The sequence below is a fragment of the Achromobacter sp. 46006 genome (assembly GCF_059761975.1).
On the sequence record NZ_JCBANN010000027.1, the window covers coordinates 39,853 to 54,647 of the forward strand.

Annotated in this window: 12 protein-coding genes; 4 read left to right on the forward strand and 8 right to left on the reverse strand. The window is 69.0% G+C overall.

Translation table 11 applies throughout. The annotated features are described in order from the left end of the window. Positions 1-72: 72 nt before the first annotated feature. From AC6LKG_RS14765 to AC6LKG_RS14780, 4 genes are all read right to left on the reverse strand, one after another. A complete protein-coding gene (locus AC6LKG_RS14765; RefSeq protein ID WP_498165420.1) occupies positions 73-1,455 on the reverse strand; it encodes a DUF1254 domain-containing protein in 1,383 nt (460 codons plus the stop codon). Between the two features lie 297 nt (positions 1,456-1,752). Continuing rightward, positions 1,753-2,301, reverse strand: a complete 549-nt coding sequence (locus AC6LKG_RS14770) for an ureidoglycolate lyase (protein ID WP_498165421.1) — start codon at positions 2,299-2,301, stop codon at positions 1,753-1,755. Further along, on the reverse strand, positions 2,298-2,537 hold the full coding sequence (locus AC6LKG_RS14775) for an Arm DNA-binding domain-containing protein (protein WP_498165422.1): 240 nt from the start codon (positions 2,535-2,537) through the stop codon (positions 2,298-2,300). Before AC6LKG_RS14775 ends, AC6LKG_RS14770 begins: the two co-directional genes overlap by 4 nt. A gap of 86 nt (positions 2,538-2,623) precedes the next feature. After that, positions 2,624-3,106, reverse strand: a complete 483-nt coding sequence (locus AC6LKG_RS14780; RefSeq protein WP_498165423.1) for an SRPBCC family protein — start codon at positions 3,104-3,106, stop codon at positions 2,624-2,626. Between the two features lie 98 nt (positions 3,107-3,204). Here AC6LKG_RS14780 and AC6LKG_RS14785 point away from each other — a divergent pair, with 98 nt between their 5' ends. After that, positions 3,205-3,585, forward strand: a complete 381-nt coding sequence (locus AC6LKG_RS14785) for a cupin domain-containing protein (protein WP_498165424.1) — start codon at positions 3,205-3,207, stop codon at positions 3,583-3,585. A gap of 37 nt (positions 3,586-3,622) precedes the next feature. On the opposite strand, the gene AC6LKG_RS14790 is transcribed toward AC6LKG_RS14785, so the two are convergent. After that, a complete protein-coding gene (locus AC6LKG_RS14790; RefSeq protein ID WP_498165425.1) occupies positions 3,623-4,882 on the reverse strand; it encodes an MFS transporter in 1,260 nt (419 codons plus the stop codon). A 367-nt stretch (positions 4,883-5,249) separates the two neighbouring features. Here AC6LKG_RS14790 and AC6LKG_RS14795 point away from each other — a divergent pair, with 367 nt between their 5' ends. Continuing rightward, complete coding sequence (locus AC6LKG_RS14795; RefSeq protein WP_498165427.1) at positions 5,250-8,321, forward strand: WG repeat-containing protein; 3,072 nt, start codon at positions 5,250-5,252, stop codon at positions 8,319-8,321. Next, positions 8,318-11,212 (forward strand): WG repeat-containing protein, encoded by a 2,895-nt coding sequence (locus AC6LKG_RS14800; RefSeq protein ID WP_498165429.1) that lies wholly within the window; start codon positions 8,318-8,320, stop codon positions 11,210-11,212. The genes AC6LKG_RS14795 and AC6LKG_RS14800 overlap by 4 nt, the downstream gene beginning before the upstream one ends. Positions 11,213-11,234: 22 nt before the next feature. Here AC6LKG_RS14800 and AC6LKG_RS14805 read toward each other — a convergent pair whose 3' ends face one another. Continuing rightward, positions 11,235-12,095, reverse strand: coding sequence for an isocitrate lyase/PEP mutase family protein (locus AC6LKG_RS14805; RefSeq protein WP_498165431.1), 861 nt, complete (start codon positions 12,093-12,095; stop codon positions 11,235-11,237). Between the two features lie 107 nt (positions 12,096-12,202). On the opposite strand from AC6LKG_RS14805, the gene AC6LKG_RS14810 reads away from it, so the two are divergent. Further along, positions 12,203-13,081: a LysR family transcriptional regulator gene (locus AC6LKG_RS14810; RefSeq protein WP_498165432.1), complete on the forward strand. Its 879-nt coding sequence runs from the start codon at positions 12,203-12,205 to the stop codon at positions 13,079-13,081. A gap of 73 nt (positions 13,082-13,154) precedes the next feature. Here AC6LKG_RS14810 and AC6LKG_RS14815 read toward each other — a convergent pair whose 3' ends face one another. Both AC6LKG_RS14815 and AC6LKG_RS14820 read right to left on the reverse strand, forming a co-directional pair. After that, entirely contained in the window at positions 13,155-13,970 is an 816-nt protein-coding gene (locus AC6LKG_RS14815) for a siderophore-interacting protein (protein WP_498165433.1), read from the reverse strand. Positions 13,971-13,995: 25 nt separating this feature from the next. Further along, the gene (locus AC6LKG_RS14820) at positions 13,996-14,691 is read right to left on the reverse strand and encodes a PadR family transcriptional regulator (protein ID WP_498165451.1); all 696 of its coding nucleotides are present in this window, start codon (positions 14,689-14,691) and stop codon (positions 13,996-13,998) included. Positions 14,692-14,795 lie beyond the last annotated feature (104 nt).

Below are 14,795 nucleotides of genomic sequence, written 5' to 3' on the forward strand. Positions count from 1 at the left end.
GGCCAGCGGCGTTCCGGCCGGGCCAGGCGGCTGCGGCGTCGCCCTGCGACGCAGGTTGCGCCAGGAACGCCGCTACTGCCCGACGCGCTGCGCCTGCGGCGGCTGCCAGGTGCCGTCCAGCAGCGCCGGCTTGGGCCAGTAGTAGCGCAGTGTCAACATGAACGGCCCGGCGGGCGCCGGCAGCCAGTTGGCGTCACCGCCCTTGCCCGGCGCCTGGTGCTGGATGCGCAGCGTCAGCCCGCCATCGCGGTCGCGCTTTAGCGTGGGCAGCATCGCGGCATCGATCACATGGCGCTTGATGGCATTGGGCGCCAATTGTTGTCCGGGCATGCGGTACAGCGTCACCGACCAGAACGCGTTGACCGGCGGCAGGCCGCGCGGCGCGAAGCGCAGGGTGTACGGTTGGGCGCCGTCCAGGGGCCGGCCCGCCGCATCGGTGGCCAGCACGGTGGCCATCGATTCCTCGCGGCTGTCGCCGCCCAGGCCGACCTGGGCGCCGGTGGCGCGCGCCAGGTAGTCATGGCGCAGGGTCTGGCGGTCGCCGAACAACGTGTCGGTCTTGCCGGCCAGCGCCACCCGGAGCTTGTCGATGTCGTTCTGGCCGTCGTGCATGCCTTCCTGCATGACCTGCCGCAACCGCGGGTGCATGGACCCGGTAACGACCGGCGCATCCGGCCGGATGCGCAGGCTGTCCAGGCGCTTGCGCAGCGTGCGCTCGCCATGCTGGACCGGCGCGAATTGCAGCAGGAACCCCAGTTGGTTATAGAACTCGAGCGAACTGCGCATCTGCTCGGGCGGCTCCGGCGCGATCCAGGCCACCGAGGCCGGCGCCGGCGCCGGCCTTTTCCGCTGGTAGGCCGACAGCGGCTGGAGCTTGTAGCCGGCCTGGATGCGCTGGAGCCGGGCCTGGTCCGACGCAGCGAACCGCTGGGTGCGCGCCGTCATGCTGACCAGCTCGGTCTCGGCGCGAATCACCTTGGTGAAGCCCTTGGGCTCGGCGCCGTTCCAGCGCGGGCCAACCACCAGATACCTGCCCCCGCCATTGCCGCTGACGCGGCTGCCGAGGTAGGCGAAATTGAAGCCATACAGGTCACGCAGTTGCACCGAGAAATAGCGTCGGGCTTCCATCGGCGGCACGCTGATGACGACGGGTTCGGCGCGCAGGTCGAGCACGGCAGAGGATACCGGCGCGTCGACGCTGGGCGCCACGGCGGCGGCATCATCTGCCATGGCATGGCTGAGGGTGTTGAACGGCGCCTTGTAGTGCGGATTGCCCACGTCGATGCTGGCGGCGTATATGGCCTGGTAGTTGGCGACCATCGGGTAGCCGTAGACGTAGGCCTCTTTGGCGATGCGCTGCGCTTCGGGCGCCGTGACCCCATCGATGCCGACGTACTGCGAGCCGGTGGCCGCGTCGGGCGAGGTGAAGCTGCAACCGCTGGCGCCTGCGATCAACGCCAGGGCGGCAAGACCTCGCAGACAAAAAGCGACCCCGGCAAAAGGCCGGGGAAGAGATCCGGGGCCGGCGCGGCGTATGCGCATTGCATGCTCCAACTCGGGTAGCGGTTGGCAACGCCCGAATGGCGGCAGCGTCGCGGACAGGACAGACAGGCGCTGAAATTCTGGCACATTTCACCGAGGTAGTGAAACCGCACGGAGATGACAGCACTATCTTTTCGAGGGCAGCGACAGCGGCGATGCAACGCGCCAACACAATGGCGCAGGGCGCGGCGCGCCAGCCCTTCCGCGGAGTCAGTCCGGCAATCGCAGCGGCTCGAGCTGCCGCGCCGGAATCGGCGTGATCGCGCTTTCGCTGGCGGCGGCGTCGGTGGTCAGGTGCTGGATCAGGTCCAGCGTGGTGGAACGGCGCGTCAGCATCAGGCAGGTGACTTCCGCGCCGGCCACGCGCGTGGCGTGCCAACAGCCGGGCCGCATGCACACACCCTGCCCCGGTTCGACGCGGAACGCCGCCAGCGTCTCCAGGTCGGGGCTGCCGTCGGCGGCGCTGCGCGCCACCACCTGGACGATGGCGCCTGTCAACGGCACGATGGCCTGCTGCGTCAGCAGGTGCTTTTCCAGGCTGGCGATCTCGCCCGAGGCACTGCGGTAGTTGACCCACAGCACCTCGGCGTCGCCGCCCGCGCCGGTGTTGAACACATGTTCCTGCCAGAAGTCGGTGGCCTCATTGCTGAACAGGGGCACGCCGTTGCCCAGCGGAATGGGCTTGCCCAGCATCCAGCCATAGGACGTGAAAGCATCGGCGGTCAGGTCGTGCACGGGCAAGGCGGCGGCGAGGGTCATGTCGGATCCTTGGCGGGAGGGAAGGCAGCGGCTCGCCGGGGGAATTCGGCGTCGTAATCGAAGTCGCCGCGATCGATGGCCGCCAGGATGGCTGCGCGGCGCTCGGCGGCGCGCTTGAGATTGGCCGCGGTGGGCTTGACGCGGATGCGCTCGACGCAATGGCGGCCCTGGTAGAAGAAACCGATCTCGATGGACGATTCGGATGCCGGCCTGACGCCGTCGAACCCTTTGCTCATGCCGCCCCCTCGCGCCCCAGGCGCGCTGGCGCCTGCTCGAAAGTTCGGGATTATCGCAGTTTTTGCCCGATACGAAGCGCGCGGCTTCAGCAGTTTTCCGCGGCCTGGCTGGCCGCCGCCAGCCGCCGCCAGTTGCGGCTGGCATAGGCGTGCGCCTGGCGCAGACCGGCCCACAGGCCCAGCCGCTTGGCCCAGCGCATGGCGCCCGCGGCCTCGAACTGCGTGACGCGACGAACCTCGGTGCCCTGTCCCGGCACCGGCCGCAATTCGAAGGTGTCGACCAGGGAGCCGACCCAGTCCGCGCACCACACCGTGCTGCGCTGCATCTGGTAGCGCAGGCGTTCGTCGTGTTGCAGGATCAGGATGCGTTGGTCGATGGTGCCGCGGTCGGTGGTGCATTGCCGCGTGTGGCCCACGGCGGGCGCGCCTTCGAGCACCTTGCAACTGATCGGCTTGGGCACGCCCAGGCGAAACAGCAGCGGCCGGGTGTCGTCCATGCGCGCGTGCAGGAAATGCGGCCAGATATGCCGAGGTTCGCACGGGAACAACCAACGGGATTCGATCTGCATGCGGAATTCCTTGCCAAGATGACGCGTCGCCGACGCGGCCGACGACACTGGACACTGTTATAACGCGTAAAGGCCGCCCCCCCCCCTGGAGAAGCCCCATGCCCACCGATCTATCATCGCATTACATTTTTCTGGATACCGCCGGCCGCGCCGCCACGGTCAAGGGTGGCGACGCCTTCTGGTCCCTGCCGCGCGACGCGCTGGAACCGTACGGCCATGGCTGGCTGCTGTCGGAACACACCTTCAGCACCGATTGGCCGCAATGGGAAATGCATCCGCAGGCAGACGAAATCGTGCGCCTGATGTCAGGCTCGGTCGAGCTGCTGCTGGAATGGCCCACCGGCATCCAGTCCGTGCGGCTGGACGCCGGCAGCGCGTATGTGATTCCCAAGGGCGCCTGGCATACCGTCAAGGTCATCGAGCCCTGTCGCATGCTGCACGTCACGCAGGGCGCGGGAACGCAGCACCGGCCGCTGTAGGGTCGCTCACGCCGCGCGCGAGCCGCATCGGGCCGCTTCAGGCGGCCGCGATAGCGCGCACCCGCGGCAACTCGCGGTCATCGATGGGCCAGTGCAGCGCCGCCGACAACACACCCAGCGCCATCGCGCCCAGCCAGATCAGGTCGTACGAATGAGTCGCCTCGAACACGGCGCCGCCGAGCCAGACACCGAGGAACGAACCAAGCTGGTGGCCGAAAAAGACGAAGCCGAACAACGTCGTGAGGTAGCGCAGGCCGAAGACCTGCGCGATCAGGCCGTTGGTCAATGGCACCGTGCCGAGCCAGACGAAGCCCATGACCGCGGCGAACACATAGACGGACCACGGCGACAGCGGCAGCAGGAAGAACAGCGCCATGGCTGCGGTGCGCAGCAGATAGATGCCGGCCAGCAGGTACTTGCGGCGATGGTGCGCGCCAAGGATGCCGCAGACGTAGGTGCCGGCCACATTGGCGAGCGCGATGATGGCCAGCGCCGCGACGGCATCCGCCGCCCGCATGCCCTTGTCCATCAGGTAGGCCGGCAGGTGCGTGCCGATGAAGGCCAGTTGGAAGCCGCAGGCCAGGAACCCCAGGTTCAGCAGCCAGAAGCCGCGCTGGGAAAACGCTTCGCGGATCGCCGCGCCCAGCGGCTGGTCGGGCTGCGAGGCGCCGGCCTTCGCTGCCGCGCGGGCGGGTTCCTTCAGCGGCCAGGCCAGCGGCGCCAGCACCGCCAGCGCCAGCGCGAAGACCAGCAATGCGCTGACCCAGCCCGCGCCGCCGATCAGCCACTGCGCCGCCGGCACCATGGTGAACTGTCCCAGCCCGCCGACCGCGCCGGCCACGCCCAGGGCCCAGCCGCGCCGCTCGGGCGGCACCAGCCGGCTGAGCGCGCCGTAGATCACGGCGAACGCGGTGCCCGACAGGGCCACACCGATGCAGATACCGGCGCTCCACATGAAGGCGCCCGCGCTGGTGGCGTGCGCCATCCCGGCCAGCCCCAGCGCGTAGAACAGCAGGCCGCCCAGGATCACCTTGGCCGAGCCGCAGCGGTCGGCGATCATGCCGGTGAACGGCTGCGCCACGCCCCAGGTCAGGTTCTGTACCGCCAGGGCCATGGCGAAGGTCTCGCGAGACCAGCCGCGGTCCATGGTGATGGGCAGCAGGAACAGGCCCTGCACATGCCGCACGCCCAGCGCCAGGCCCATGACGATGCCGCCGGCCAACACCATCAGCCAGAGGTTGCGCGACGGCGTGGCGGGACCGGATGAAGCAGCGACGGACGGAACGGCGGCGGACATGGCGACCCTCTGGCGTGATACCTTGCACCCGCGCACGGGCGAATGACGCTATTACAGGGGCGCGGCGGCGGCCGTTCAACTGATTATTTTTCGCTGGCAACATGCGCGGCGCGAATGCCACCGGCGCCCCCGCAACCACCACGCCGCGCCCTTGCCAGCCACAGCACGCGGCACATGTTAACGGTTCGTTCCCTATCGTTACATTTGTCGTTTTTTTTGACCGCCACTGCTGGCTACAGTGCTGTCCTCGTCCCTTTTAAACAGGCTCTCCGATCATGCGGCACGCCCGGTTTCGCTCGTTCCCTCCTGTTGCGCCCACCCGCGCCCTGCCGCAGTCCGCGCGCGCCGCAGCATCATGAGGGGCGTTTTGCATTTGCGGACAGGCTTGCCGCCGGCGTTGCGGCCGCTGGCGCTCGCCGCGGCGCTGGCGGCGCTGGGCAGCGCGCCTGCCAGCGCCGACCAATACGCCGACTGGCAACGCGACTGCGTCGGCCGCACCTACGCCATCACCCCGGACGTCAGTTGCCAGCGTGCGTATGCCGAAGGCCTGGCCGCCGTGATCACCGGCAAGGCCAGCGACACGGCCGGCACCTGGGGTTACGTCGACAAGCAAGGCCGGATGGTCGTCGAGCCGGCGTTCCAGGAAGCGGAGTCGTTCCAGAACGGCCTGGCTGCGGTGCGCCAGGACGGCCTGTGGGGCTATATCGACAAACGCGGCAACTGGGCAGTCAAGCCTCGCTACGCCCGCGCTTCGGGCTTCAATGCCGAAGGCACCGCACTGGTCGAACTGGACGAGCGCGACGTGCTGATCGATCGCCAGGGGCAGGTGGTCAAGACGTTCGAATTGGGCACGCGCTCGTGGGGTTTCGAACGCGGCCAGAAGCTAGCCGAGATGGAAGTGCCACAGCCGCCGCGACTGTTCAACACCGCGACCGGTCGCGCGCTGACATTGCCCGCCGATGTGATGATGCTGGCGCCCTCCGACGACGCCGCCCACCTGCCGGCGCAGCGGCGCAGTTCGCGCTATGGCGGCTGGTGGGGCCTGCTGGATGCCGACGGCCGCTGGGCCATCGCGCCCGAAGTGCTGCGCTCGCAGCAGCCGCCGCTGCGCGACGGCGACACGCTGGCCGTGCAGCGCGAGAACACCTGGCGGTTCGTGCGGCCCGATGGCACGGCCCTGGACCGCGACGGCTATGAGAACGTGACGCGCGTGGCGCCCGGCCTGTGGCTGGTCAAGCCCAAGGGGGACGGCCCCTATGCGCTGCTGGACGCGCGGCTCAAGCCGCTGCGCACCTTCACCAATCAGTATGTCGGCGTCGAGGCGACCGACGGCTGGAAGATTCTGACCGACATCGACGCGGTGATCCTGATACCGCCCGACGGCAAGCCGCAGGTGGTCCGCGCGACCTTCGGCCGCGTCACCATCCAGAACGGCCTGGCCTGGGTCAATGCCCAGCAGCCGGCAGGCCCGGGAACGGCGCCGACCTCCGCGCAGGCCGACGTTGCCGTCAGCGTCGCGGCGCCCGCGGCAACGCCCCTCGACCCATCGCCACCGCTGGCCACGGATGTCGCGACCGAAGCGCCGCAGGCGGTCGACGCCGCCACCGACGCGCCGCAAGCCGTCGAGGCCGCGGCAGCGGCAGACGCCGCCGTGGATGCCGCCGCCGATGCCGCCACGGCAGCCGCCGACGCCGCCGTCAGCGCCGATGCGGGCGGCTACGAAACCGAAGCGACGCTGGCGCAGATCTATCGACCCGACGGCACGCCGCTGCTGGACGCCGACACCGTCGCGCGCCTGGGCCAATACCGCGTCATGCCGTTCAGCGCCAAGCGCGCCACCGGCAAGGCAGGCAACGGCCGGGCGGACGCCGATGCGCTGCCGCTGGCGCTGTTGCATCCCAACGACTACAGCCAGCCGACCGGCATCCTGACGCGTTCGGGCAAGATCGTCACCAATGCGCAATGGGACGACATGACAAGCTATGACGCCACCGCGCCGCTGCTGGTGCAGACCCGCAAGCGCACCGTCGGCGCCATCGACGCCGAAGGCAACTGGATCCTGCCGCCGAAATATGCCGGCATCGGCGGCTTCAACGGCCCCTATTCCTGGGCCCGCACGCCCGACATGGACCGCAATTCCGCCGTGCTGATCGATACCCGTGGCAATCCGCAGAAATTGCCGGCGCGCATCGAGGTCAATGGCGAGAAGCTCGACGGCGACCTGCTGTACTTCTATACGCTGGACGAACGCCGCAACCGTCGCTGGGGCCTGTGGAACGTCCGCACAGGCAGCGAGACCGTAAAGCCGACGCTCGACCGCATCGAGAACTTCACCGACGACTGGGCCAAGGCGCAGGATCACGACCGCTGGGGCGTCATCGACCGCCAGGGCAAGTGGGTGGTGCCCGCCACCTACTCCGGCAGCTACGAACTCGACTACCTGGGCAACGGCTACCTGCTGACGCGCGAGCCCAAGGGCGAGGACAGTTCCGGCTACCGCGACGACTATCGCCTGATCAACCTGCGCACCGGCAAGCGCAGCGTGGTGCTGCACGACCGGCCGCAGGACCTCAAGCAGGGCCGCTATCTGGCGCAAGGCAAGGACGGCGCCACGCTGCTGTTCGATGCCCAGGGCGGCATGACCCGGCTGTTCGAAGGCGAGCCCGAGCGCAAGGAACAGTTCGGCGACTGGATCTACGTGCAGTACCGCTCGCGCAACGGCGCCATCGATGCCCGCGGCAACTTCAAGGTGCCCGCCACCAATGGCGAGTTCAATCCGTTCTTCGTGCAGCCCGAGGGCCTGGCGCGTGTCTATGACGGCCAACGCTACCGGCTGATGGACGAGAATGGCAAGGCGCTGCTGCAAGCGCGTGGCGACGGCACGCCGCTGGCGTCGATGAAGCGCGCGGTGTTCCGCGACAGCAAGAATTCTCAAAGCGTGATGACCGATCTGCAGGGCCGCGAGATTACCCACTTCAAGGGCGAATTCACGCTGGATGAACGCAGCGCCAGCGAAGGCGTGGTGGTCTATCGCGGCCAGGGCGACCGCTATGGCTTCGTCAATGCCAATGGCAAGCGCGTGGTTGGCCCGTACTTCGATAAGCTGGGCCCGTTGCGCGACGGCCTGGCGCTGGCTCGGCGCGAACAGCGCAGCGGCAAGCTGCTCGGCTACATCGACCTGAGCGGCCGCTACGTCATTCCGCCGGAATTCGGCTGGGCCGATGACTTCAGCGAAGGCCGCGCCCTGGTGCGCCGCGAAGGCCTGCTGGAGTTCATCGACACGCGCGGCAAGACGATGACGCTGTTCGGCCTGATCTGCGGCGAAGTCGTCGTGTTCGACCCGCAGGGCCGCCTGACCTGGCCGCGCGAAAAGCTGACCTGCCCCGACGCCGGCGACCTCGAATACGCGCCCGCCCCTGAATCCGCCCAAGCCCAATGACCATGACTTCACGCGCGTTTCACGCCACCCGCCTTGCCTGCGCCCTGGCCGCGCTGGGGCTCTCGCTGTCGGCCCAGGCCCAGTACCGCCAGAACAGCATCCCCTGCGTCGACGGCCTCATGGACGTGACCGCGGTCCGCGACACCCGCCACGGCGACGCCGGCCCCGCCGGCTGCATCGGCCCGCTGTCGGACAATCGCGCCGCGGTGCTGCTGCCCTCCTCGCTCGAAGAGATCGACCGCGTCCCCACCGACGGTTCGCTGCGCCGCCACGCCTGGGGCTTTATCGACGCCAACGGCAAACTGGCCGTCGAGCCGCAGTTCGAGCAGGTGGGCGATTTCCACCACGGCCTGGCCGCGGTGCGCTGGAAAGGCAAGTGGGGCTACATCGACGCCAAGGGCAGAATGGCCGTGCCGCCGCGCTACGACAGCGCCTCCGATTTCGTCGAGGCGGGACTGGCGGTAGTGACGGTGGACGGCCGCTATCAATTGATCGACCGCGCCGGCAAGGCGGTGGGCGACGCCATCGATGCCAGCGTCGACAGCGTGCGCCTGGGCGAAGGCAAGCCGGCCCGGCTGTCGATCACGTATCGCGAGGAATTCCGTTCGACCAGCGGCGAGCGCCGCTACGCCAAGCCCGGCGTGCAGGTGATTTCCAGCTATGGCGATGGCCTGTTCATCGGCGTCGACAACCATGGCATGTCTGGCGTGCTCGATGGCGACTGGAACTGGCGCGTGGCGCCGCAATACAGCGACATTTCGCGGCGCGATGGCGACACCCTGGCGCTGGGCATCGGCGAAGAGGAAGTGGTGCTGATCGATCCCGCCGGCAAGGTGATCGGCGAAGGCAAGCGCTACGAGCGCATCAAGCGCGTGGGCAAGGCCTTCTGGAGTGCCCAACTGCCGCGCGGCAAGGGCTATGCCCTGCTGGACGCGGCGGGCCAACCGCTGGGCACGCTCACCGCCGAGGAGGCGCAGGCTTCGGAGATCTACGACAACACCCTGGTCTATGTGTCCGGCGATAAGCTCAAGGCCTATGTGGCCGGGCGCGCCGAACCGGTGGTGCTGGGCAGCGGCATGCGCCCCGAACAGAACGAGGAAGGCTACCTGCTGTTTCGCGACCAGTCCGGCCAGGTGGCCGGACTGCTGACGCCCAAGGGCGCGTGGCTGCACGGCGACAGCGCGCCGCCGTGGCTGGCCGATGTCGGCCGCATGACGCTGCGGCAGGGCAAGCTGTGGCTGTCCGGCCAGGACGGCCAATTGCTCAACGCGCTGGACGCCGACGGCCGCGCGATCCTGCAACCCGATGCCCTGGCGGCGGCCCAGGGTTCGCAACTGCGCGACCTGCCGCTGAACGTGCCGGGCGGCCCGCTGGGCCTGCTGGGCCAGGGCTACTGCCATTGCAATGACGGCGGCGCCGGCCTGGTGCTGGCGGACGGCAGCGTCGCCACCCACAAGGACTGGACCGAGGTCTTGCCGCTGGATGGGCCGCGTGACGACTACGCCACCGACGACGAGGCCGAGGCCGCGCCGCTCGGCGCCGACGACCTGCGCTTTGCCGCGCAGACCGAGGCGGGCGTGCTGTTGCTCGATGGCCGCGGCAAGCCGATGGATCTGCCGCCGCAGCAGCACATCGGCGCCTTCCGCCAGGGTTATGCGCTGATCTACAACAAGGGCCAGACCCGCCTCATCGACCGCGGCGGCAAGATCCATGCGCTGCCGGACTATTTCGAGGCCGAGGTGGTGGCGCCCGGACTGGTGCGCTACCTGAAGACCGCGGCCGAGGGCGACCCGTGGGGCCTGTACGATTTCATCGCGGGCAAGGAAGTGTCGCAGCCGGCCTTCCAGTACATCGACGAATTCCAGCACGGCCAGGCCGCCGCCTCGCTGGGCGCCGGCAAGGCGGGCGTGATCGACCAGCAGGGCAAGTGGGTGGTGCCGCCGCGCCATCACGCCGTCAAGCGCATCAGCGACAAGCTGTGGCTGGTGCAGCAGCCCGGGCCGCAGGAAAACGACTACCGCCGGCCGACCGCACTGGTCAACCGCGATGGACGCATCCTGACCTCCTTCCAGCCGGCGCTGGAGGTGTCGCGCGAGGCTAACGGCACCTACCTGGCCTACAGCGAAAAACAGCGCTGGCTGGTCTCGCCGGACGCCTCCGGCACGCTTGACCTGGAGGATGCCCGCTATACGCAGATGGGCGACTGGCTGGCGATCCGCCGCGCCGACCGGCACGGCTATGTCGACGGCCAGGGTCGCTGGCAGGTCGCGCCCGGTCCGGTGGCGGGCACGCGCTTCCAGGGCAAACCGGCGCGCGCGCTGGTGAGCGGCGACGACGGCGCGCGCCTGATCGACGAACACGGCAAGACCGTGGTCAACCTGCCGGCCGGCGAATGGTACTGGCCAGCCGGATCGGCCTGGCTGATGCGACACGGCCGCGACGAAGACGGCAAGCCAACCACCACCTACGTCGACACCACGGGCAAGACCCGCCTGACGCTGGCCGGCGACGGCACCGCCTTCTCGGAAGGCCAGGCTGCGCTGGCGCTGCCCAACGGCGGCATGCGCGCGATCAACGACAAGGGAGTCGCCGCCGGGCCGACCTTCTCCCACCTCGGGCCGCGCCGCGATGGCCTGTCGGTCGCGGCCGTGGGCGAACGTTACGGTTATGCCGATGGCCAGGGCAGGATGGCGATCGCGCCGGCCTTCCTGTGGGCTTCGGACTACACAGGCCAGCGCGCCGTGGTATCGACGCTTGAACAGTCGATGATCCTGGACGAGCGTGGCGCGATGGTGGCGCGCATCGCCCTGGAATGCGGCATCCGCACGCTCTATGGCGCCTACAACCAGCGCCTTTGGCCGCTGTCGATGCCGCAGCGCTGCCGCCGCTGACGCCGGGCGGACCGCGCGCGGCCTACTGCTTGTCCAGCGCCAGGTAGCGGCGCGTCTGTACGATCTCTTCGCGTTCCTTGAAGCTGGTCAGGCGGTCGGCCAGCGCGCTGCTGTCGCCGGTCTCGCGGATGGCAGCAAGCGTGGCCTGCATGGCGTGGATGGCGGCGCGCTGCAGGTCCGACGGAATGATCGCCAGGCGATAGCCCATGGCCGCCAGCTCGGGTAGCGGCACCAGCGGCGTCTTGCCGCCATGGAACATGTTGATGAGCTTCAGGCCGGGCAGCCGGTCGGCGATGGCGCGGATCTGCTCGAGCGTTTCCGGGGCCTCGACAAACACCATGTCGGCGCCCGCTTTCACATAGCGCTCGGCGCGCGCGATGGCGGCGTCGAAGCCTTCCACGGCGATGGCGTCGGTGCGCGCGATCACCAGCGTGTCGGCATCGTCCAGCGTCTGGCGCGCGATGTGCACCTTGCGGCACATTTCCGCGGCATCCACCAGGCTCTTGTCATCCAGGTGGCCGCAGCGCTTGGGAAACGACTGGTCCTCGATATGGAAGGCGGCCACGCCGGCGCGCGCCATGACGCGCACGGTGCGTTCGACGTTGGCCGAACCGCCAAACCCGGTGTCGGCGTCGGCGACCACCGGCAGGCCGCCGGCATCCACGATCTTCTCCACCCGGTCCATGACCTCGGTGAAGCTCAGCAGGCCGATGTCGGGATAGCCGGCCGCGCGCGCGATCGCGCCGCCGCTGGCGTAGACCGCGTTGAAGCCGGCGGCCGCCACCAGGCGGGCCGATAGCCCATCGTAGGCGCCGGGCGCCACCACGATGTCCTGGGCGAGATGCTGGCGCAGCCGGGCGCCGGGAGTCAGGGTCGTAGCCATGAAGCATTCCTTTGAAAAACGAAACGTCGATGCACGCATCATCGTTCCGCCAAACTAGAATGTCCAATATATGGAAAATTGATAATCAATACTTGTTGAGTACTAAAATGGAATTGCGCCACTTGCGTTATTTCGTCGCCACGGCCGAGGCCCAGCACTTCACCCGCGCGGCCGAGCAGCTCGGCATGGCGCAGCCGCCGCTGTCGCAGCAGATCCGGCAACTGGAAGAGGAAGTCGGCACGCCGCTGTTCGACCGGCGCGGGCGCGGCGTCAGCCTGAACGATGCCGGACGCGCCTTCCTGGCGTGCGCGCAGGATATCCTGCAACGCGCGCAGGACGCGGTGCAGACGGCGCAACGCGCGGCCCGCGGCGAGGTCGGTGAGCTGTCGCTGGGCTTCACCGAATCGGCCTCGTTCCATCCGGTCGTGACCGAACTGATCCGGCTGTACCGCCAGCAATACCCCGATGTGGAAATGACGCTGTCGCAGGACGACAGCGAAACGCTGGTGGCGCGCCTGCGCGACGGCCTGATCGATGCGGCTTTCGTGCGGCCGCCCTTCGCCATGGATGGCGGCCTGCGCTTTTTGCAATTGACGCAGGAACCCCTGATGGTGGCGCTGCCGCTGGGCCATGCGCTGGCGCGGCGCAAACGGCTGGCGCCGGCCGACCTGGCGCGGGAACGCTTCATCCAGTATTCGCGCAAGTCCGGCTACGGCCTGAGCGCCGACGTCATGGCGGCGTGCCGCCAGCACGGACTGAACCCGCTGCCCGGCCAGCGCGCGCCGCAATTGTCATCGGCGGTGAACCTGGTGGCGGCGGGCATGGGCGTGGCCATCGTGCCCGCGTCATTGCGGCACCTGCGCCCGGACGGCGTGGTCTATCGCCCCTTCGCGCTGGACTGGCCGCGCGCGGTGCTGGGGCTGGCGGTGCGCGAGGACGCGCCCGGCGGGCGCGTGGCCAATCTGCTGGCGCTGGCGCAAGGATAGGCGCGCCAATGGCCGGGCCACGGCCGTCGCCTTCGGGAATCGCGCCCGTGTCGGCGGCGGCGGGCGCCCGGCCTCAGTCTTCGTGCGACTCGTGCACCGCGATGGCGCCGCGCTTCCAGTAGCTGGCGGCGCGGATGCGGCTCTTGTCGACGCCATGCTGCGCCACCATGATCTCGCGCAGCGCCTTGGCCACGGCCGACTCCGCCGCGATCCAACTGTAGCCCTCGCCCGGCGGCAATGCCAGCTCGCGCGCGGCTTCCAGCAACAAGGTGCTGTAGCCGGCCGCGGTGCCGTTGCGATGCAGCCAGCGCACCGAGGCCTGGGCCCGGGTAGCCAGGGCGATCTCGTTGGCGGCGCCCGGCACTTCGATCAGCGCCAGCGCCTGCGCCGTGGCGGGCAATTCCTCCAGGCGGCGGGCGATGGCCGGCAGCGCGGTTTCGTCGCCGATCAGCACATGCCAGTCGAAGCCCGTGGGCACCACGAACGAACCGCGCGGGCCGCCGATGCCCAGGCGCTGGCCGACCGCGGCCTGCGCGGCCCAGGTGCAGGCCGGGCCATCGCCGTGCAGCACGAAGTCGATGTCCAGTTCTTCGCGCTCGGCATCGAAACGGCGCGGCGTGTAGTCGCGCGCGGCCGGGCGCGGCGCGCCCTCGGGGAACTTGATGCCATCGGGACCGACCTCGGGCAACACCAGCGGTTGCGACGGATCGGCGGGAAAGAAGAGTTTTACGTGGTCGTCGAACGACGCGGAGACGAAGTCGCGCAGGTCTTCGCCGCGGAAGGTGACGCGGGCCAGCAGGCCCGCGATGCGTTCGACGCGCGCCACGGTCAGCATGCGCATCTTGAGCGGATGGCGCACGCGTGCGACGGTCAGGCCAGTCTGGGTCATGGGATCTCCAATGAGGGGAACGGGATCAGGCACAGTCCTTGCCCGTGATTTCCTCGGTGGCGCGCCGCAGGATGGCGGCGATGCGGCGCTGCTCGGCCGGCGACGCGTCGGTGTGTTGCAGCAGCGCATGGCGTATCGCCTGGCGCGCATGCACGAATTCGTCGATCCAGCCGGCGGCGTTTTCATCATCGCCACTGGCACGCGGTTCGCCGCTCCAGGCCTGGCGCATCCAGTCCATCTTGCGGGCCACGTGCTTGAGCTTGTTGAACATCACCGACAGGCGCTCGCGGTTGGCGTCCAGGTGCACCCGGCCAGGGTCGGCCAGGTGGTAGCGCTTCTTGCTGCCTTCCTGCTCGACGGTGGCGTAGCCCAATTCTTCCAGATAGGTCAGCGCGGGATAGACCATGCCGGGGCTTGGCGTGTAGAAACCATTGGACATGGCCCCCAGCGCCTTGATGAGTTCGTAGCCGTGGCTGGGGCTCTGCTCCAGCAGGCCGAGCAGCATCAGTTGCAGGTCGTCAGCGGTGACCTTGCGGCCGCGCGCGAAGTGGCGGCCGTCGCCGCCGAAGCTGTCGTCGGCATCGCCGCCGCGGCCGCCCCATGGGCCGCCAAACCAGCCGCCGCCGCCGCTGGCGTGACGTCCGTGACGGCCACGGCCGCCCTCGTGCCAGCCCTCGGCGGCGAAACCCGCCCCATGGCCGCGATGAGCGTGGCAAGCCAGGGGGTCGTGCAGGCCTTGATGGCCATGATAGCCGTCGCGTGGGTGATGATCGTGGCGGTCGTGATGATGGCCGTGGCGATCATGATCGTGGCGATGCGAATGCT